The organism is Sinorhizobium sp. FG01 (assembly GCF_002531875.1).
Taxonomy (GTDB): domain Bacteria; phylum Pseudomonadota; class Alphaproteobacteria; order Rhizobiales; family Rhizobiaceae; genus Sinorhizobium; species Sinorhizobium fredii_C.
The window spans coordinates 157,671-176,588 of the sequence record NZ_NWTB01000009.1 but is presented as its reverse complement, the minus strand read 5'-3'; the positions used below and the strand labels follow the sequence as shown (position 1 = coordinate 176,588).

Sequence of the window (18,918 nt, the reverse complement as noted above, 5' to 3'; positions counted from 1 at the left end):
GCCGTTTTAAACCTGATCCTCGCGTTCAGCAATTCGCGGAGACCGTGCATCTTGCCGCAGGCGATCTTGCTGCTGACTGCCGCCGGCCAGCTTGTTGAAGAAGGACGAGGTGCGTAGCAGATTGCGGAACGGCATCGCACGCTCGCCGGCCGGCACGGCCTCCCGCGCCGTCATGCGCTGCAGCGTGTAGAGCATGAAGAGGAAAAGGATAACAGCAGTATAGATGAAGAGCGCCCGCGGTCCGAAAAGGTCGAGCATGAAGGAGGCGAAGAGCGGTCCGATGATGGCGCCGAGCGACCAGAAGAACAGCATGCCGGCGGAGACCAGCGCATGCTGGCCTTCGGCGGCGTGGTCGTTGGCATGGGCCGAACAGAGCGAATAGAGCGGCATGGCGAAGGCACCGAAGGCGAAGATGCCGGCAAAATTCAGCCATTCGTCGCTGCCGGCGCCGAAGGCGAGGAAGAGACCGGCGACAAGTGAGCCGAAAGTGGCGATGAGGATGATCAGCCGCCGGTCGATCTGATCGGAATAATGCCCGAGCGGATATTGCAACACCACGCCGCCGATGATGCCGGCGCTCATGAAGGTCGCAATGGCGGTCACCGAAAGCCCGATCTCCTGCGCATAGATCGGCCCGAGCGAACGGAAGGCGGCATTGGTCAGCCCCACGACGATGCAGCCGATAGTGGCGAGCGGCGAGATGTTCCAGAGCGCCTTGACGTCGAAGCGGATCGCCTCCGGTGCGATCGGACTCGACCGGTCGGCAAAGGAGATCGGTACGAGCGAGAGCGTCAGCGCCATCGAGATGATGGCGAAGAGCTCGAAGCCGCCGATCCCAACGCCGGGTATCAGATATTGCGCGGCGGTCACCGAGCCGAGATCGACGAGGCGGTAGACCGACAGCGTGCGGGCCCGGTTGGCATTGGTGACGCTGGCGTTCAGCCAGCTTTCTACCGTTGCGAAAAGGCCGGCGAAGCAGATGCCGGCGACGAGCCGCATCAGGAACCAGAAGCCCGGATCGATGACGAGCACCATCGCGATTGCTGCCGCCGAGGCGATTGCCGCCATTGCCGAGAAGGTACGGATATGACCGATGGCGCGAAGGATGCGGGCGACATAGACGCAGCCGATCGCAAAGCCGATATTGTAGCCGGCGCCGACGAGGCCGATCAGCGACGTCGAAAAGCCTTCCTCCAGCGCACGCAAGGATATGAAGGTGCCCTGCAGTCCGTTGCCGCCGATCAGGATGCCGGCGGTGAGGAGGAGGGGGATGAGCGGGCGAATCTGGGACATGGCGCATCCGGCTTTACGGCGGCGACTCGTGAGCGGGTGGGTCTTTCTTCTGTTTAGCGATCCGGGATAGGCGGGGACAGTCGCGATTTGTGACCTTTTCGGGTGTCGTCCCCGCCGAGGGGCGCATAGTCGCAGCGACGTTGCGATGGACAGTGCCGATCGGACGGGCAGCGGGAGCGCCGCGGCCTTGACAAATCCGGCGCATCATGCGCTTTTCCGCCCGACTTTGGCTATGCCGCCGCGCCCGCCTTGGCGAGCCTCGCGCGGCCATTTGCAATTCCAGGACCAGACGATGCACCGTTACCGCAGCCACACCTGTGCCGCTCTCCGCAAGTCGGATGTCGGCTCCACCGTTCGCCTTTCCGGCTGGGTTCACCGCGTCCGCGACCATGGCGGCGTGCTCTTCATCGACCTGCGCGACCATTATGGCGTCACCCAAGTCGTCGCCGATCCGGATTCGCCCGCCTTCAAGATGGCGGAAACCGTGCGCGGTGAATGGGTCATCCGCATCGACGGAACCGTGAAGGCGCGCACCGACGAGACCGTCAACAAGAACATGCCAACCGGCGAGATCGAGCTCTATGCCCGCGAGATCGAGGTGTTGTCGGCCGCCAAGGAGTTGCCGCTGCCGGTCTTCGGCGAGCCGGACTATCCGGAAGACGTGCGCCTCAAGTACCGCTTCCTCGATCTGCGCCGCGAGACGCTGCACAAGAATATCATCAAGCGCACCGAGGTCATTGCCGCCATGCGCCGGGGAATGACCGACATCGGCTTCACCGAATATACGACGCCGATCCTGACGGCTTCGTCGCCGGAGGGCGCGCGCGACTTCCTCGTGCCGAGCCGCATTCATCCCGGTACTTTCTACGCACTGCCGCAGGCGCCGCAGCAGTACAAGCAGCTCCTGATGGTTGCCGGCTTCGACCGCTATTTCCAGATCGCGCCGTGCTTCCGGGACGAGGACCCGCGTGCCGACCGGCTGCCGGGCGAATTCTACCAGCTCGACCTGGAGATGAGCTTCGTCGAGCAGGAAGACGTCTGGGACACGATGGAGCCGATGATCCGCGCGATCTTTTCGGATTTCGCCGGCGGCAAGCCCGTCACCGAAAAGTTCCAGCGCATTCCCTATGACACGGCGATCCGCAAATATGGATCCGACAAGCCGGATCTGCGCAACCCGATCGAGATGCAGGACGTCACCCGGCATTTCGCCGGCTCCGGCTTCAAGGTCTTTGCCAACATGATTGCCTCCAACCCGAAGGTGGAAATCTGGGCTATTCCGGCCAAGACCGGCGGCAGCCGCGCCTTCTGCGACCGCATGAACGCCTGGGCCCAGAGCCAGGGCCAGCCCGGCCTCGGCTATATCTTCTGGCGCAAGGAAAGCGAGAAGCTCGAAGGGGCAGGCCCGCTCGCCAAGAACATCGGCGAGGAGCGCACCGATGCGATCCGGACGCAGCTCGGCCTCGAGGATGGCGACGCCTGCTTCTTCGTCGCCGGCGAGCCGGCCAAGTTCTACAAATTCGCCGGCGAAGCCCGCACCAGGGCCGGCGAGGAGCTGAACCTCGTCGATCGCGACCGCTTCGAACTGTGCTGGATCGTCGACTTCCCGTTCTATGAATGGAACGAGGACGAGAAGCGCGTCGACTTCGCCCATAACCCGTTCTCTATGCCGCAGGGCGGCCTCGAGGCGCTCTCGGGCGACGACCTGCTGTCGATCAAGGCATTCCAGTACGACATGGTCTGCAACGGCTTCGAAATCGCATCCGGCTCGATCCGTAACCAGTCGCCGGAGCTGATGGTCAAGGCCTTCGAGAATGTCGGCCTCAGCCAGGCGGATGTCGAAGCGCAGTTCGGCGGTCTCTACCGCGCCTTCCAATACGGCGCCCCGCCGCATGGTGGCATGGCCTTCGGCATCGACCGAATCGTCATGCTGCTGGTCGGAGCCAAGAACCTGCGCGAGATCTCGCTGTTCCCGATGAACCAACAGGCGGTCGATCTGTTGATGGGTGCGCCGTCGCCGGCAACGCCGGCGCAGCTGCGCGAACTGGCGATCCGGCCGATCCCGCAGAAAAAGGACTGAGCTCCAGAAGAAGCGAAGTAAGCCCGGCGAGACGACTCGCCGGGTTTTTCTTTGGGAAACTACGCCGTCCGGCCGCTCGCCTTGACAGGGATTCTCTTGAGGCGTTCCCTTATGCCGCTGCTCACCACAGCGCCGCGCGTTTTACGAGACGCGCAAAGGTCGCTGTAGTACTTTGAATCTGCGTATCTTCGTCCCTAAATTGAGGTCGATTTAAGGAGACATGCAGTAGCAGCGCGTCAATGGGAGAAGAATGATGGCAAGGAATGTCAAGGATCTGCTGGCGGAAGCAAATAGTGCAGTCCCGAAATTGTCTCCCGCCGAAGCCGCCGCGAAGATGCGCGCCGGTGATGTGCTCATCGTGGACGTCCGTGATCCGACGGAAGTCCAGCAGACCGGCAGGATCAAGGGAGCGTTGAACGTCTCGCGCGGCATGCTGGAGTTTCGCGCAGATCCGGAGAGCCAATACCACAATCCGGCCTTTCAGAAGGACAAGACCATCCTTCTGCATTGCGCTTCCGGCGGCCGGTCCGCACTCGCGGGCAAGACACTTCAGGACATGGGATATACGGCGGTTTTCAACATCGGCGGCTTCAAGGAACTGGCCGACGCCGGTATCGATACGGAACCCGCGTGACCGTGAGGTCCTTGTCGAGCCTTGGCCATTCCGGCCGCAATCGCGGCCGATGAACATGCAACAGATCAGAGCGGGATGAGGCGGAAAGAGTTCCCCATCCCGCTCCGGCTGTTGCATGGTTCCCCCGATCGGGACCGACAAAGGACAACGCATGCAGCAGCTCAAGGTGCCATAGCGACCGTCCGAGGCGCCCGCGTTGCGGGCAACGCGCCTCAGATATTCGCGAGCAACTCGTTGATGCGGGACTCCATGTCTGCCAGAGCGGCGTCGATCTCCTTCTGCCCGGTGATCGCCGCATTCATTTCCTGGCCGATGATGTCCTGAATCGCGAACTGGCGCTGCACGGTCGACGGCAGCGGCGTGCCGAGTGTTGCGATCGGCGCGATCGTATCGCGATGCGGCAGCTTCTTGAATGCGTCCGACTCAAGCACGGCCTTAACCGCCGGAAGGTGGCCGGTGCGCGACCATTCGTAGTCATTGTCGTTGAAGAACTTCAGGAACTTGCCGATCGCCGCCTCTTCCTCCGGCGTGCGGTCCTTCTGCGAAACGGCCCAGCTGTGGCCGTCGGCATATTGGGCCTTTTTGCCCGAGAAAAGCTGAGGATAGGGGTAGACCGCGTAGCCGCCGGCGTTGAGCGCGGTGCCGGATGTTTCCGAGGAGGCGGTATAGTCGCCGATCACCCACGTTCCATTCAAATGCACGCCGCCTTCTCCTGCGAGAAAGGCATTGATGCTGGCGGCGTAGTCCAGGTCTTTCGTGGTGTCGTCGTTGTCGTAGATCGCCTTGTACATCTCGAGGACCTTCCTGGCCTCGGGCGTATTCATCTTGACCTGCTTGGGATCGGCGAAGAAATCGGAATCCTGCTGGAAAAGATAGGTGTAGAGGTTGCGCGTGTAGAGCGCGACTTCGTTCGCGAGATTTTGGACGAAATAGGGTTTGCCGGTCTTTTCCTTGAACTGCTTGGCCTGTGCCATGAGTTCGTCGACGCTCGCCGGCAGCTTCGGCGTGCCGTCGGCATTGACGAGGCCGGCCTTCTTGAAGAGGTCCAGGTTGATGTGGAACAGCATCGTCCAGTTGTCGATCGGCAAGCCATAGATCTTGCCGTCCTTGGTGACGCCGCTGAGGCTCGCGTCGGTGAAGTCCGAGGGAGAGACGCCAACGGTTTTCAGGAGATCGTCAAGCGGCATCAACAGGCCTTTGGACTGGTAGTCGCCGAGCACGGAGTGGTGGACGGTGACGATGTCCGGCGGGTCGCCGGCCGCAAACTGCGCCGTCAGCTGGTCGTAGCCCGGCCATTCGACGGTGGTCACGGTCACATGCACATCCGGGTTGTCGGCGTTGAACTTGTTGATCAGCGAGGTGATGATGCCGCATTCCCCGACGGCCTTGCTGACGTCGGTATTGGTGCCGAACTCCGCGTCACAGGCGCCGAAGAAGCGCTGCACGGTAAGTTCGGTTGCCGCCAGGGCAGGCGTGGCGACGGCGAGCGCGAGCGCCGAGGCGGCCGCCAGCATGTACTTCCTCAGGCTATGCGTCATGTTATCTCCTCCTCATGGGGCCTCGCCCCTGGCTTGGCTCCCCTCCCAGAGAGCCGGTTGCGACACTATGGGTGGTGGCTTCAGCGCACGGCGGCGCCGGAGACGGCCGTCACGATGTATTTCTGGAAAAACAGGTAGAGAACAAGGATCGGTGCTCCTGCAAAGACCGCCTGCGACATTAGGAATCCGAGGCCTTCCGACTGTGCGAAGTTCGTCTGCGTCGAAGCGATCCCGATCGTCAGTGTGTACATCTCCTTCTTGGTGCCGGAGATCAGCGGCCAGAAATAGTCGTTCCAGGACGACAGGAAGGTGAAGATGCCGAGGGTTGCCTGTGCCGGGATCGTCAGCGGCAAGAGCACCTTCCAGAAGATTTTGAAGCGGCTGGCATTGTCTAGCAGTGCCGCCTCGTCGAGCTCCTTCGGAATGGCGCGGAAATATTGCGTCATCAGGAACACGCCGAAGGGAGCGGCCAGGCCCGGCAGGATCAGCCCGTGATAGGTGTTGTGGAATTTCAGCCAGCTGAAGAGCTGATGCCGGGCGATCAGCACCGCCTGTTCCGGAACGGCGAGGCCGAGCAGCACGATGATGAACAGCGCATTGCGGAACGGGAAATTCAGCCGCGCAAAGCCGTAGCCGGCGAGCGACGACAGAACCAGTGTCATGACGGTGAGGCCGCCCGACACGATCACGCTGTTCAGGATCCAGCGGAAGACCGAGGACGTCGCCAGGATGTTGATGTAGTTGTGGATCGTATAGGGAGCATGGAAGACGGAATTCATGTCCGTCATCAGTTCCTTGTTGTCCTTGAGCGACAGCGCTATGACCCAGGCGATCGGTGCCATCATGACCAGCGCGAGAACGATCACCAGGACGAGAATGATGCGGTCGCCGGTGGAGCGGCCGACGATCCGGTCCGAAGACATGGAGCTCATCCTTCCTCTCCTCTGCGGCGAGAGATGAAATACTGCGCCATGGCGGCGATCATGATCAGGATAAAGAGAATTTCGGACGCCGCGGCGCCGAGGCCGAGGTCCCACTTGGTGAAGGCGGCCTCGTAGATGTAGAGCACGATCGGCTTCGAGACGTTGTTCGGGCCGCCCTGCGTCATCAGCCGCGCCTGTCCGAAAAGCTGGAACTGCAGGACGATCTCGATGATGATCACGAGAATGAAGGTGCGCCGGATCGAGGGGAGGGTGATGTGCCAGAGCGTTCGCCACCGGCTCGCATTGTCGAGCGCCGCAGCCTCGTAGATTTCCTGCGGCACCTGTTGCAGGGCCGATAGAAAGAGCATCATCGGCAGCCCGATGCACCACCAGATGGTCGCAATCGCAATTCCGATCATGGTGAGCTTCGGGTCCGACAGAAAGGCGGGCGCGGTCGCTCCGAACCAGCCGTAGATGGTCGCGAGCAGGCCGAAATTGCCGATGAAGACGATGCGCCAGATGAGCGTCACGATCGTCACGGAGAGGACCGACGACGAGAAGTAGACGGCGCGGAGCGCGGCCGCAGACTTTGTCTTGCGATTAAGGGCGAGTGCCAGCAGAAGGCCGATGAGGGCGAGGGCAGGGACGGTCAGGAAAACGAAGTAGAAGGTGTTGCCGACCGACTGGATGAAGATCTTGTCCCGGAAGAGCCGAAGGTAATTGTCGAGACCGACGAACCGCCCGACTCCGAAAGCATCTGCCTTGTGAAGACTGAGCCATACGCTCCAGAAGAGCGGCACGAGAAGAAGCGTCACGAAGAAGAACAGATAGGGCGCGACGAAAGCCGCGTTGCGCCAGAGCGGGGCATTGATGTTCTGCACCGCCTGCCGGGCTGCCGCCTTGGCGGCCGACGCGCTGCCGGGAAGTGTCGCCTCAGCCATGGCCGACGCCCTCGTTGTGCCGAGCCCGGCCTTCGGCGTCGAAGAGGTGCGAGCGGGCGCCATCGAGGGCTAGGGCGACCTCGTCGCCGATCGCGACGCGGCTGTTGCCGGCATCCTCGGCGATGATGAGGCTTCCCTCCTTAAGGCGCGTATACAGAAGGGTGCGGTCGCCGAGACGCTCGATCACCTCGACCTTTCCCGTCGTCGTCGCGGCGGTTCCGTTGGAGAGTTTGACGGCCTCGGCGCGGATGCCGAGCGAATGCTCGCCGCCATTGATGCCGTCGAGACGGATCGCCGTCTGCAGCTCGGTGCCGTCCGGCAGCCTTGCGCGGGCGAAGCCGTTCTCGCCCGACAGGCCGACCGGCAGAAAATTCATCGTCGGCGAACCGACGAAGGTGGCGACGAAGCGGCTTGCCGGCCGCGAGTAGATCTCCATCGGCGTGCCGATCTGCTCGATCTTCCGGTTGTTCATCACGACGATGCGATCGGCGAGCGTCATCGCCTCGATCTGGTCGTGCGTGACGAAGATCATCGTCGATCTGACCCGGTTGCGAAGCTGGGCAAGCTCGACACGGGTGCGCACGCGCAGCGCCGCATCGAGGTTCGACAGCGGCTCGTCGAACAGGAACGCCTTCGGCTCCTTGACGATGGCGCGCCCGATCGCGACGCGCTGGCGCTGGCCGCCGGAAAGCTGGCCGGGCTTGCGGTCGAGGAGATGGCCGATTTCGAGCATGCGCGCGGCTTCTGCGACGCGGGCGGAAATGACGGCGGCCGGCAGGCCTATGTTGCGCAGCCCAAAGGCCATGTTGTCGGCCACCGTCATGTGCGGATAAAGCGCATAGCTCTGGAAGACCATGGCGATGTCGCGCTGGCCCGGCGGCAGGTTGTCGATGCGCTCGCCGTTGATCGAGATCGTACCGTCATCGACGCTTTCGAGCCCGGCGATCATCCGCAGAAGCGTTGACTTGCCGCAGCCCGAAGGGCCGAGGAAGACCATGAACTCGTTGGCCTTGATCGTCAGCGACAGTCCGTCGAGCACGGTCAGCGAGCCGTAGCGTTTGCTGACATTCTGGATTTCGATATGGGCGGTCATCCGGCGGCTCCGGGCCCGGTTTCAGAACCGCAAACGCGGAGTGCGACGCTCGGCCGGCCTCCTGCAAAACGGCGCTTTTTCCCCCCGGGCAGCGAGGTCAGATTGACCAACGATAGTGCCAAAACAGAAGCTCTTGCTCCCATCTCTTCCTCCCAGCGGCACGTCGAAGCGGTGTCGCGACGTTAAATTATACAATTCTTCTGTCAATATATTTTCGATATGTATCGAAAAATGTGATTTAGTCTGCTTACGATTTCAGCCGGATCATCCGGTACGACAGCGGCGCAATCCTCGCCCAGAGCTTTCCATCGGCAAAGGCGGCGCCTTCTCCTTTTTTCGGCCCCACATTGGCGGGCTGCTCGGCGGTGTTGGTGATGTTGATGTCGGAATGGGCGAGCACTTGGTCGTCGATGATCTTCATTGTCCCGAACTCGAGGAGGCTGACGTCGAGGTCGATCGCTTCGCTGCCATTCCGGTTGACGATGAAGAACGTCACGGCGTTTCTGTGTGCATCGTGCACGGCGGAAATATCGAGATAAGGCACCTCGCCAAGGCCATCGACGCTGTAGGCGGGGCTGTCGACCAGCAGCTTGAGCGCCGTTCCGCGGCCATAGATCGAAGCGAAATAATAGGGATAAAAGATCGTCTGGCGCCAGGCAGGGCCGCCCGGCACCGTCATGATCGGGGCGATGACGTTGACGAGCTGCGCCATGCAGGCGATCTTCACCACGTCGGCGCGGTTGATGAAGGTATTGAGGATGCAGCCGACCTGGAGCACGTCCTCGAAATTATAGTGGTCCTCCAGCAGCGCCGGCGCATGCGGCCAGCCATGGGCGCCCGCAAGGGTCGCCTTGTCGCGCTCCTTGGAGTGGTACCAGACGTTCCACTCGTCGAAGGAAATGTAGACCTCCTTGGTCGAGCGCTTCTTCGCTTTGATGTAGGAGATCACGCCGGCCACCGTGCCGATATAGTTGTCGAGCTCGATGCTGCGCGCGAGATAATTGGGGGTGTTCTTGGCGCGGTTCTCGAAATACATGTGCAACGATATGAAATCGATCTCGTTATAGGTGTGGTCGAGGACGGTTGCCTCCCATTCGGGGTAGGTGGGCATATGCGCGTTGGAGGAGCCGCAGACGACGAGCTCGAGCGAGTTGTCGAAGGCGCGCATCGCTTTGGCGGTCTCGTGCGCCAGCCTGCCATATTCGTCGGCCGTCTTGTGGCCGATCTGCCAGGGGCCGTCCATCTCGTTGCCGAGGCACCAGAGCTTGACATCCCAGGGCTCTTCGCGGCCATTGGCGCGGCGCTTGTCGCTCCATTCGCTGCCGCCCGGGTGGTTGACGTATTCGAGGAAGTTGCGGGCCTCGTCGAGGCCGCGCGAGCCAAGATTGACGGCGAGCATCATCTGAGTATCGGCGGCCGCGCACCATTCGGCGAATTCATGGATGCCGACCTGGTTGCTTTCCGAGGTGTGCCAGGCGAGATCGAGGCGAGTCGGGCGGCTCTCCTTCGGGCCGATGCCATCTTCCCAGTTATAGGCGGAAACGAAGTTGCCGCCCGGATAGCGCACGATCGGCACATTGAGTTCCCTGACGAGTTCGATCACGTCCCGGCGCATGCCGTTTTCGTCGGCAGTCGGATGATCGGGTTCATAGATGCCGGTATAGACGGCGCGGCCGAGGTGCTCGATGAAGGACCCGTAGAGACGCGGATCGATGTCCGAGATCGTGAACTTGCTGTGCACCGTTACCGCGGCCTTCATGGCTTCCTCCGCTAAATCCTGATTTATGATTTATATCAGAAATTGGGATGAGTAAAACGGAAGCGAGGCCGGAGGTCAAGTAGTGGGATTCTGTAGGCAGGGCGGGCTCAGCGCGTCTTCAGGCGCAACACGATGTCCTGATCGTAGTTGCCGAAGCCTCGGCCGAAGATGTTGATGCCGCCGGGATGGCGGGCATCGTCCCGGACGCCGACGCGAAGCCGGATCGAATGATGTTGCTCGAGCTTCAGCTCGGCGAGCTTCACGTTGGAGATCCGCAGGCCGTCGACGAAGGAGCCATCGTCATTGATCCGAAAACTCTTGAGTTTGCCGTATTGCGAGCCTTTGAGCTTCCACCAGTCCGGGGTGAAAACGCCGCGTTTGTCGCCGAAATCACCCGGGGAAGTCCAGGTTCCGATATCCACCCCATTGATCGTGAGGGTGATATCGGACGGCCAGTCGGCGCTGGTCCCCGGCACCTCGGAGCTCAGTTCCATGACGAATTCGACCTCGCGAATGCCGGTGTTCGCCAGGCGCGCATTGTTCGGAAACTGATACTCCACATAGCCGCGGGTGAACCAGATTAGTGCTGCCTTCATCCGGTCGGGATCGAGGAACGTGTCGGGCACATCGAGCAGTCCGACGATGCCGTCAACCGAGCAGAGGCCGCAGGGGGCAGTCACTTCGAAGCTCGTATAGAGCCCCAGCGGCATCGACACTTCGATCGCGTCCGGTTCAGTTTCCTTGATTTCATTCTTGAAGACGACGAGAATCTCGTCATAGACGCTGCGGCAGACCTTCTGGTTTCCCTTGCGCGCCCTCTGTGTCTCCGTGCGGATAAGTCCCGCCTCTTCCAATATCTGCACGTTGGTCGAGACGCTCGACTGCGGCAGATCAAGAACATCCGCAATTTCGTTGACGTTCAGCGGTCCCTTTTCGTGCAGCAGCTTGAGCACCGAGACCCTTGCCGGCGACGCGAGCCCTTTCAGTACGGGCATGCCTTCCTCGGGGTCGACGACAAGAAAATTACGGCTCATGGGGCTCCGGTCGGCGGGAGTGAAATGCAATTGGACAATGCATATCAAAAAATCTGATCTAATCAACCGCCAGCAAGATGTCGCGGGGACACTTACCATCGCAAGTTTCTTGGAGGGCAAAGGCAGGGCAGGCGGCGGCCCGTGCAGGCTGAACGGAGGCGGGCCCGTGGGACGGCGCCGGCGCGCGGCCGGCGCCTTGCGACGACGGCTGCGCCGGCGCTGTTAAGCCGGTAACTAGAAATCCATTCCGGGTGCCGGCGGCATCGGCGCCTGGCTTTCCTTCTTCGGCTTCTCCGCGATCATCGCTTCCGTCGTCACCAGAAGACCGGCGACGGAGGCTGCGTCCTGCAGCGCGGCGCGCACGACCTTTGCCGGATCGATGACGCCCATAGCGAAGAGGTCGCCGAATTCTCCCGTCTGGGCATTCCAGCCATAGGCGAAGTCGGTCTTCGCCCGGAGCTGACCGACGATGATCGAGCCCTCGGCGCCGGCATTCTCGGCGATCTGGCGCACGGGCGCCTCGACGGCGCGGCGGACGATTTCCACGCCGACACGCTGGTCGTCATTGGCCGTCGCCACGTTTTCGAGCGCCTTGACGACGCGCAGCAATGCGACGCCGCCACCCGGCAGGATGCCTTCCTCCACCGCGGCACGCGTCGCATGCAACGCGTCGTCGACGCGGTCCTTCTTCTCCTTGACCTCGATTTCCGTCGAGCCGCCGACGCGAATCACCGCGACGCCGCCGGCGAGCTTGGCAAGCCGCTCCTGCAGCTTCTCGCGGTCATAGTCCGATGTGGTTTCGTCGATCTGCGCCTTGATCTGGGCGACGCGGCCGCTGATATCCTCCTTGGCGCCGGCACCGCCGACGATGGTGGTCGCGTCCTTCTCCACCATGACGCGCTTTGCGCGCCCCAAAGCCTCCATCGTCACGTTTTCGAGCTTGATCCCGAGGTCCTCCGAAACCACCGTGCCGCCGGTCAGGATGGCGATATCCTCCAGCATCGCCTTGCGGCGGTCCCCGAAGCCGGGCGCCTTGACGGCGGCGATCTTCAGCCCGCCGCGCAGCTTGTTGACGACGAGCGTCGCAAGGGCTTCGCCCTCGACGTCTTCGGCGATGATCAGCAGCGGCTTGCCGGCCTGGATCACCGCTTCGAGAATCGGGATCATCGCCTGCAGGTTGGAGAGCTTCTTCTCGTGGATGAGAATGTAGACATCCTCCAGCTCCGCCCGCATCTTGTCCTGGTTGGTGATGAAATAGGGCGATAGGTAGCCGCGATCGAACTGCATGCCTTCGACGACCTCGAGTTCGATCTCGGCGGTCTTGGCCTCCTCGACGGTGATGACGCCCTCATTGCCGACCTTCTCCATCGCCTCGGCAAGGTAGCGCCCAATCTCCGCGTCTCCATTGGCCGAGATCGTTGCCACCTGGGCGATCTCCTCGTTCTTGGAAACCTGCCTTGCCTTGCCTTTCAGTTCGGTGACGAGCGTATCGACGGCGAGATCGATGCCACGCTTCAGGTCCATCGGGTTCATGCCGGAGGCGACGGCCTTCGCGCCCTCCCGGACGATGGCCTGCGCCAGCACCGTCGCGGTCGTCGTGCCGTCGCCGGCGATTTCACTGGTCCTCGAGGCGACCTCGCGGAGCATCTGCGCGCCCATATTCTCGAACTTGTCCTCCAGCTCGATCTCCTTGGCAACGGAGACCCCGTCCTTGGTGATCCGCGGTGCGCCGAAAGCCTTGTCGATGACGACGTTCCGCCCCTTGGGGCCAAGGGTGACCCGAACCGCGTTGGCCATTATGTCGACGCCGCGCAGCATCCGGTCGCGCGCATCGGTGTTGAACTTGACATCTTTGGCAGCCATGTATCCCTCCCTCAACACGATAAATCAGATACTCACTCGTCCGGCCGTCCGCGGCCGGACCTGACGCCGGCACCTGCGGGCGAAAGCTTCGGCCGTCACTCCTCGTCGACCTCGGGTGTCAGAATGTCGATCAGGGCGGCAACCCGGCCGGCCGGAAGATGCCGGCCCTCTCCGATCAGCGCCTCGTCGTTGTTGACCCAGGCGATCGCTTCGGCAAGCTCGCTGGCGGTCGCGCCCGTCGCCAGAAGTTCGGCCATCAGGGTCTCGTCGACCGGACCGAGTATGGCGGTGATATCCGAATGCTTCAGTCCCATTGCGTCCTCCTTCCGGTTTTCTACGGTCGGGAATGCACAAACTGCCGGCTGTCGAAATAGATAGGCCGGCGCATGCGAGCATCAAGCGTCGCATGATAACATCGAACGCGGCGGCAAAAAAAAGCCCGGCGGGATCCGCCGGGCTCGAATTCGAAAGCCGTACGCATTGCGTCGGCTTGTGGCGCTTCGGGAAGCGTCAGTCGTTCGCCGTCACCTTGACGCCGAGAACCGAGGGAATGGTGTTCGGCGCGCCCATCGCGGCACCCATGATCATCGGGAACGGCACGGGCTTTTCCGGTTCGGCGCTGATCGTCAGGCTCTTCGGCGCGTCGAGATAGGCGTTGACCGCGGCCGACACCTGGTTCTGCAACTCCGGCAGGTTCAACTGCGCCATCATGATCGGCACAAGGCCCTTCAGCGACTGCGCAATCTGTTCGCCGGTGACGCCCTGCTGGCTGCCGGCATAGTCGAGGGCCTTCTTGGTGATCGAGGCGTCGTCGAAGCGGATCGAGGCGCTGTTGAACGTCAGTTGCTGCATGAGGCCGAGCATGGCAAGGCCCATTGCCTGGTTGGCCTCTTCCTTGTTCGGATTGGCTTGCGCGGCCTTGTTCGCCTCCTGCAGCGACTTCAGGAACTGGAGCGTGTAGCCTGAGAAATCCATGGCGATGTTCAGCCGGCCGACATTCTTGAAGTCGAGGGCATACTCATCGACGGCGAGATTGCCGCTCTCCAGCTCCCAGCTTCCCTTCATCGTCACCTGGCCATCAATCTGCCTCAGTCCGAGCTTCTCGATTGCTTCCTTCGCCTTGGCGTCTTCGACTTCGGAGAGATTAGCGTATAGCCCGGCCATCGTCGCGTCGAAGTCGAAGCCCGCATCGTTTTCCTGCCGGCTGAGATTGCTCTCGATGCTGGCGATCTTGAAGACGTCCTTGCCCTTGACCTTGACCTCTACCGGCCCAGTGCCAAACGACTCATAGAGCAGAATGTCGTCGATCGTGCCGCCGGATGCATTACCGGGAATGGAGAGGCCGCCGATCGCGATATTCTTGACGGAGGCGCTGTCCTCCTTTTCGCTCACATTGACATCCGCGAAGGAAACCGTTTCGGCGTAGTAGCCTCCGTCATCGGTCTCCTCGACGCCTTCGAACGTCACATCGCCTATGTCGACCGTTTCGCCTGGCTGTGCCACGACCTGAAGCTTGACGCCGCTTGCCGTCACGACGTCACCGTCCGCCTCGGCCTTGTCGAAGGCGAGCGAGGTACCGTTCACCTCGAGCGCGGCACTCAGTTTCTTCATCATGTCCGCGCCGTCCAGGGCGAAGGCCGGGCCGGCAAGCGTGAGGAGGGCGGCGCTGGCCATCATCAGGCGGATCTTGCACGTATGCATCATTGCGTTGTTCCTTGTGAGAAATGTTGGACTGCTGGTTGTTTGCAAGGCCTGCTGCGGTGATTTCTGGCGGTCGTCGCGGAGCTCATCGGAAGCGCTGCGCGGCAGACGGAACTGCGACGCTGCCTCCCCGCGCACGAGCTCTTGCATCGATCCCCATCCTCAACCCACCGAATTGCCGTGCGACCCTAATACGAAACCGGGCGAATTTATATCGCCGAGTCGCATGGCGGATGTTCCCCGCGGATCATGCTTTCCGGAAAATTACCTGCGGAAATCCATGGTTGCAACTCGAGGTTTAGGCAAGTGCCTGAGGCGCGTTCTCCACAGCGTGGTGGGCCCCGATTCTTGCCGCGGCGGGCCGGTTGCGGTAGCAAGGAGGCATGGGACAAAGCCTTTTGCCGCCGTCTGGCGGGAACGACAACATTCAGCCGGTTGACCTCAAGGCGGCGCTCGAGGAGCGCTATCTCGCCTACGCACTGTCGACCATCATGCATCGCGCGCTGCCGGATGTCCGCGACGGATTGAAGCCGGTCCATCGCCGTATCATCCACGCGATGAGCGAGATGGGCTTGCGACCCAATTCCTCGTTCAAGAAATGCGCCCGTATCGTCGGCGACGTCATCGGCAAGTTCCACCCGCACGGCGACCAGTCGGTCTATGATGCGCTGGTCAGGCTCGCCCAGGACTTCTCGCAGCGCTATCCGGTCGTCGACGGGCAGGGCAACTTCGGCAATATCGACGGCGACAACGCCGCAGCCTATCGTTACACCGAAGCGAAGATGACCGACGTCGCGGCCCTGCTGCTCGAGGGCATCGACCAGGATGCGGTCGATTTCCGCCCGACCTACAATGAGGAGGATCAGGAGCCGGTCGTCCTTCCCGGCGCCTTTCCGAACCTTCTCGCCAACGGCGCATCGGGCATCGCGGTCGGCATGGCGACATCCATTCCGCCGCACAATGCGCATGAGCTTTGCGATGCGGCCCTCTATCTGATCCGTCATCCGAAGGCGACGGTGGAGGAACTGCTCTTCGATCCGGCCAATCCGCAGCGCGGCGGCATCGAGGGGCCGGATTTTCCGACCGGCGGCATCATCGTCGAAAGCCGCGCCAGCATGCTCGAATCCTACCGCACCGGCCGCGGCGGCTTCCGCGTCCGCGCCCGCTGGAGTGTCGAGGACCTGGGGCGCGGCGGGTATCAGATCGTCGTTACGGAAATTCCCTATCAGGTCCAGAAGTCGCGGCTGATCGAAAAGATCGCCGAGCTCCTGATCGCCCGCAAATTGCCGCTGCTCGAAGACATCCGCGACGAATCGGCGGAGGACGTCCGCGTCGTGCTCGTGCCGAAGAGCCGCTCCGTCGATGCCAATATCCTGATGGAATCGCTGTTCAAGCTGACCGAGCTCGAAAGCCGCATTCCGCTCAACATGAACGTGCTGTCGATGGGCCGCGTTCCGCGCGTCATGGCGGTGAACGAGGTGCTGAGCGAATGGCTGGCACATCGCCGCGAGGTGTTGCAGCGGCGTTCCCGCCATCGGCTTGCCGCGATCGACCGGCGGCTCGAGATCCTCGGCGGCTATCTCGTCGCCTATCTCAACATCGACGAGGTGATCCGGATCATCCGCGAGGAGGATGAACCGAAGGCGGTGATGATCGAGCGTTTCTCGCTGACCGATGTCCAGGCCGAAGCAATCCTCAACATGCGTCTGCGCTCGCTGCGCAAGCTAGAGGAGTTCGAGATCCGCACCGAATTCGACGCGCTGTCGAAGGAGAAGGCGGAAATCGAGGGGCTGCTCGCTTCCGATGACAAGCAGTGGCAGGCGGTCGCCTGGGAGATCGGCGAGGTGAAGAAGAAGTTCGCCAAGGCGACCGAGCTCGGCAAGCGCCGCAGCACTTTCGCGGACGCGCCCGACGCGGACGTGGAAGCTATCCAGCAGGCAATGATCGAGAAGGAACCGATCACCGTGGTCATCTCGGAAAAGGGCTGGATCCGCGCGCTCAAGGGGCACATCTCCGACACGTCTGCGCTGCAGTTCAAGGACGGCGATGCCCTGAAGGTGGCGTTTCCGGCCCAGACGACCGACAAGATCCTCGTCTTCACCACCGGCGGCAAGGTCTATACGCTTGGCGGCGACAAATTGCCGGGCGGCCGCGGCCATGGCGAGCCGCTGCGCATCATGGTCGATATGGAAAACGACCAGGACGTGCTGACGGCTCTGGTCCACGATCCGGCCCGCAAGCTTGTCGTCTCGTCCGCCGCCGGCAACGGCTTCGTCGTCATCGAAAGCGACATCGTTGCCAATACCCGCAAAGGCAAGCAGGTGATGAACGTCGTGATGCCGGACGAGGCAAAGCTCGTCGTCCCGGTCAAGGGCGATCACGTTGCCGTCGTCGGCGACAACCGCAAGATGCTGGTCTTCCCGCTGGTGCAGATACCCGAAATGGCCCGCGGCAAGGGCGTGCGCCTGCAGCGCTACAAGGACGGCGGCATTTCCGATATCCGCTGCTTCACCATGGCCGAGGGGCTGTCCTGGGAAGACAGCGCCGGTCGTGTCTTCACGAAGAGCAAGGACGAGTTGATGGAGTGGCAGGGCGACCGCGCCGGCGCCGGACGCGTCGTGCCGAAGGGCTTCCCGCGGAGTGGCCGGTTCAGCGGCTGATTGCCGGACCTGGCAGTGGATCGTTCGTTCGGCGGCTTGGTTATCCACAGCTTTCAGGTCTTTTCCACCAGCCGCTGCAACTCTTTGCTGTTTCCTTAAATCGGCCGCGATTTGCCCAATGATGCGCCTGAGAGAGGAATGCGATGATCTCGGCCCTTGACGATACCTTGTTGGCACTTGCCGATCCCACACGCCGCCGCATATTCGAAGTCCTGTTTGCCGGTGAAAGCTCCGTTGCGGACGTGGCCAGTGCGGTCGGCGCCGAACAGGACGAGCTGTCGAATCATGTGGTGATTCTGGAGGAGGCGGGGCTGATTACCCGCCGGCGCCAGGACAACGGAGAGTTTATCGCCGCCGATCCAACCCCTTTGGAGGTCGCGGCGGAATGGATCAACACCAATCGCGAACTCTGGGCGATGCGCTCGCAGATCGAGGACACGGGTTCCGCTCCCGTCAGTCCGCAGTGACCGGACGGCAGATCGACGTCACCCGGTGAACGGCAATTCAGCACAGGGAATCTGAGCCTTTGCCGCCTTGCTGCGCATCTGCCAGAGTGAATGGCCGAGCAAAGCGAGTATCAGGATGGCGCCGCCGACGAGCGTTTGGAACGTGGGCATCTCGGAAAAAACGATCCACACCCAGATTGGCGCTAGAATCGTCTCGAGCAGGTAGAACATCCCGACTTCCGGTGCCGAGAGATAACGCGGCCCGGTCGCCAGGCAGAAGAAGGCGACGGGAATCATCACCAGACCGTTGAAGAGAATGTAGCCGGGCGCGGCGATCGCGATTCCGCTCGCCGGCAAAAGCGTGAGCGCCGCGAGCGCCGGGAAGATCGCCGTCGTCAGCGGCACAAGCGCCATGTCCCTGCCATCGGCGCGGCTGATGGTGATGGCACTCGCCAACAGGAAGGCAGAGCAGGCGGCCATGGCGTCGCCGAACAGGTGCCCGCTCTCAAGTCCGTCCTGCACGATCACCCCGACGCCGAGCAGCATGATCGCCATCGTCAGCAATGTGGCGTTGGATGGCCGCTCCTTTAGGAAGATCCAGGAAAGGATTGCCGCGAACATCGAAGTGAAGGCGAGGATGAAGACGACGTTTGCCGTCGATGTGTTGAACACCGCGAGCAGGAAGGTGAAGGAATTGATGCCGTAGAAAAGGCCGGCGATCAGCCCGGCCTTGCCGGGGATCAAGGCAATGTGGCGGCCCAGGATGCGATTGATGAAGAACCAGGCGGCGATCGCCACCGCAAAGGTCGACAGGCTGCGCACGGCGAGAATCGACCATACCTCGCCGTCTGCGGAACGGATCAGCGGGATGTCGAAGGAAAGCGCAAGGCCGCCGAGGCCGGTGATGGCAAGGCCGCGTCGGTGCCGCGCGGCGTCAGAGGAGGGGGTCAATT

15 protein-coding genes are annotated in these 18,918 nt (G+C 62.1%); 4 read left to right on the top strand and 11 right to left on the bottom strand.

What is annotated here, in order from left to right; all coding sequences use genetic code 11:
• Positions 1-6: 6 nt before the first annotated feature.
• Entirely contained in the window at positions 7-1,293 is a 1,287-nt protein-coding gene (locus CO656_RS16900; RefSeq protein ID WP_097526477.1) for an MFS transporter, read from the bottom strand.
• 292 nt (positions 1,294-1,585) lie between these two features.
• On the opposite strand from CO656_RS16900, the gene aspS reads away from it, so the two are divergent.
• Together aspS and CO656_RS16890 are read left to right on the top strand one after the other, a co-directional pair.
• Positions 1,586-3,373, top strand: a complete 1,788-nt coding sequence (aspS, locus tag CO656_RS16895; RefSeq protein ID WP_097526563.1) for an aspartate--tRNA ligase — start codon at positions 1,586-1,588, stop codon at positions 3,371-3,373.
• Between the two features lie 253 nt (positions 3,374-3,626).
• A complete protein-coding gene (locus CO656_RS16890; RefSeq protein ID WP_097526476.1) occupies positions 3,627-4,007 on the top strand; it encodes a rhodanese-like domain-containing protein in 381 nt (126 codons plus the stop codon).
• A 212-nt stretch (positions 4,008-4,219) separates the two neighbouring features.
• Here CO656_RS16890 and CO656_RS16885 read toward each other — a convergent pair whose 3' ends face one another.
• The 9 genes from CO656_RS16885 to CO656_RS16845 all read right to left on the bottom strand — a co-directional run bounded on the left by CO656_RS16885 (position 4,220) and on the right by CO656_RS16845 (position 14,862).
• A complete protein-coding gene (locus CO656_RS16885; protein ID WP_097526475.1) occupies positions 4,220-5,545 on the bottom strand; it encodes an extracellular solute-binding protein in 1,326 nt (441 codons plus the stop codon).
• Between the two features lie 80 nt (positions 5,546-5,625).
• Positions 5,626-6,477 carry a carbohydrate ABC transporter permease gene (locus tag CO656_RS16880; protein ID WP_037413933.1) on the bottom strand — a complete coding sequence of 284 codons (852 nt, stop codon included), beginning with the start codon at positions 6,475-6,477 and terminating at the stop codon, positions 5,626-5,628.
• Positions 6,474-7,409: a sugar ABC transporter permease gene (locus tag CO656_RS16875; RefSeq protein WP_037413935.1), complete on the bottom strand. Its 936-nt coding sequence runs from the start codon at positions 7,407-7,409 to the stop codon at positions 6,474-6,476. Before CO656_RS16875 ends, CO656_RS16880 begins: the two co-directional genes overlap by 4 nt.
• Positions 7,402-8,502, bottom strand: coding sequence for a sn-glycerol-3-phosphate ABC transporter ATP-binding protein UgpC (gene ugpC / locus CO656_RS16870; protein ID WP_037413938.1), 1,101 nt, complete (start codon positions 8,500-8,502; stop codon positions 7,402-7,404). Before ugpC ends, CO656_RS16875 begins: the two co-directional genes overlap by 8 nt.
• 247 nt (positions 8,503-8,749) lie before the next feature.
• A complete protein-coding gene (locus CO656_RS16865; RefSeq protein ID WP_097526474.1) occupies positions 8,750-10,261 on the bottom strand; it encodes an alpha-N-arabinofuranosidase in 1,512 nt (503 codons plus the stop codon).
• A 107-nt stretch (positions 10,262-10,368) separates the two neighbouring features.
• Positions 10,369-11,295: a helix-turn-helix domain-containing protein gene (locus CO656_RS16860; RefSeq protein WP_037413942.1), complete on the bottom strand. Its 927-nt coding sequence runs from the start codon at positions 11,293-11,295 to the stop codon at positions 10,369-10,371.
• A 234-nt stretch (positions 11,296-11,529) separates the two neighbouring features.
• Positions 11,530-13,158, bottom strand: coding sequence for a chaperonin GroEL (groL, locus tag CO656_RS16855; protein ID WP_037413945.1), 1,629 nt, complete (start codon positions 13,156-13,158; stop codon positions 11,530-11,532).
• Positions 13,159-13,253: 95 nt separating this feature from the next.
• Positions 13,254-13,472: a hypothetical protein gene (locus tag CO656_RS16850; protein WP_037379841.1), complete on the bottom strand. Its 219-nt coding sequence runs from the start codon at positions 13,470-13,472 to the stop codon at positions 13,254-13,256.
• Positions 13,473-13,668: 196 nt separating this feature from the next.
• Positions 13,669-14,862 carry a hypothetical protein gene (locus CO656_RS16845; protein WP_097526562.1) on the bottom strand — a complete coding sequence of 398 codons (1,194 nt, stop codon included), beginning with the start codon at positions 14,860-14,862 and terminating at the stop codon, positions 13,669-13,671.
• A gap of 380 nt (positions 14,863-15,242) precedes the next feature.
• Between CO656_RS16845 and parC the strand changes: the two genes are divergently transcribed.
• Both parC and CO656_RS16835 read left to right on the top strand, forming a co-directional pair.
• On the top strand, positions 15,243-17,519 hold the full coding sequence (gene parC / locus CO656_RS16840; RefSeq protein WP_097526473.1) for a DNA topoisomerase IV subunit A: 2,277 nt from the start codon (positions 15,243-15,245) through the stop codon (positions 17,517-17,519).
• A gap of 143 nt (positions 17,520-17,662) precedes the next feature.
• On the top strand, positions 17,663-17,986 hold the full coding sequence (locus CO656_RS16835; RefSeq protein WP_097526472.1) for a metalloregulator ArsR/SmtB family transcription factor: 324 nt from the start codon (positions 17,663-17,665) through the stop codon (positions 17,984-17,986).
• Positions 17,987-18,004: 18 nt separating this feature from the next.
• Here CO656_RS16835 and CO656_RS16830 read toward each other — a convergent pair whose 3' ends face one another.
• Positions 18,005-18,916: a DMT family transporter gene (locus CO656_RS16830; RefSeq protein WP_097526471.1), complete on the bottom strand. Its 912-nt coding sequence runs from the start codon at positions 18,914-18,916 to the stop codon at positions 18,005-18,007.
• Between the last annotated feature and the right edge of the window lie 2 nt (positions 18,917-18,918).

Excerpts from the sequence above, each read along its gene's own strand:
- CO656_RS16900 (WP_097526477.1), bottom strand. The coding sequence starts at position 1,293 with ATGTCCCAGATTCGCCCGCTCATCCCCCTCCTCCTCACCGCCGGCATC.
- aspS (WP_097526563.1), top strand. The coding sequence starts at position 1,586 with ATGCACCGTTACCGCAGCCACACCTGTGCCGCTCTCCGCAAGTCGGAT.
- CO656_RS16890 (WP_097526476.1), top strand. The coding sequence starts at position 3,627 with ATGGCAAGGAATGTCAAGGATCTGCTGGCGGAAGCAAATAGTGCAGTC.
- CO656_RS16885 (WP_097526475.1), bottom strand. The coding sequence starts at position 5,545 with ATGACGCATAGCCTGAGGAAGTACATGCTGGCGGCCGCCTCGGCGCTC.
- CO656_RS16880 (WP_037413933.1), bottom strand. The coding sequence starts at position 6,477 with ATGAGCTCCATGTCTTCGGACCGGATCGTCGGCCGCTCCACCGGCGAC.
- CO656_RS16875 (WP_037413935.1), bottom strand. The coding sequence starts at position 7,409 with ATGGCTGAGGCGACACTTCCCGGCAGCGCGTCGGCCGCCAAGGCGGCA.
- ugpC (WP_037413938.1), bottom strand. The coding sequence starts at position 8,502 with ATGACCGCCCATATCGAAATCCAGAATGTCAGCAAACGCTACGGCTCG.
- CO656_RS16865 (WP_097526474.1), bottom strand. The coding sequence starts at position 10,261 with ATGAAGGCCGCGGTAACGGTGCACAGCAAGTTCACGATCTCGGACATC.
- CO656_RS16860 (WP_037413942.1), bottom strand. The coding sequence starts at position 11,295 with ATGAGCCGTAATTTTCTTGTCGTCGACCCCGAGGAAGGCATGCCCGTA.
- groL (WP_037413945.1), bottom strand. The coding sequence starts at position 13,158 with ATGGCTGCCAAAGATGTCAAGTTCAACACCGATGCGCGCGACCGGATG.
- CO656_RS16850 (WP_037379841.1), bottom strand. The coding sequence starts at position 13,472 with ATGGGACTGAAGCATTCGGATATCACCGCCATACTCGGTCCGGTCGAC.
- CO656_RS16845 (WP_097526562.1), bottom strand. The coding sequence starts at position 14,862 with ATGATGCATACGTGCAAGATCCGCCTGATGATGGCCAGCGCCGCCCTC.
- parC (WP_097526473.1), top strand. The coding sequence starts at position 15,243 with ATGGGACAAAGCCTTTTGCCGCCGTCTGGCGGGAACGACAACATTCAG.
- CO656_RS16835 (WP_097526472.1), top strand. The coding sequence starts at position 17,663 with ATGATCTCGGCCCTTGACGATACCTTGTTGGCACTTGCCGATCCCACA.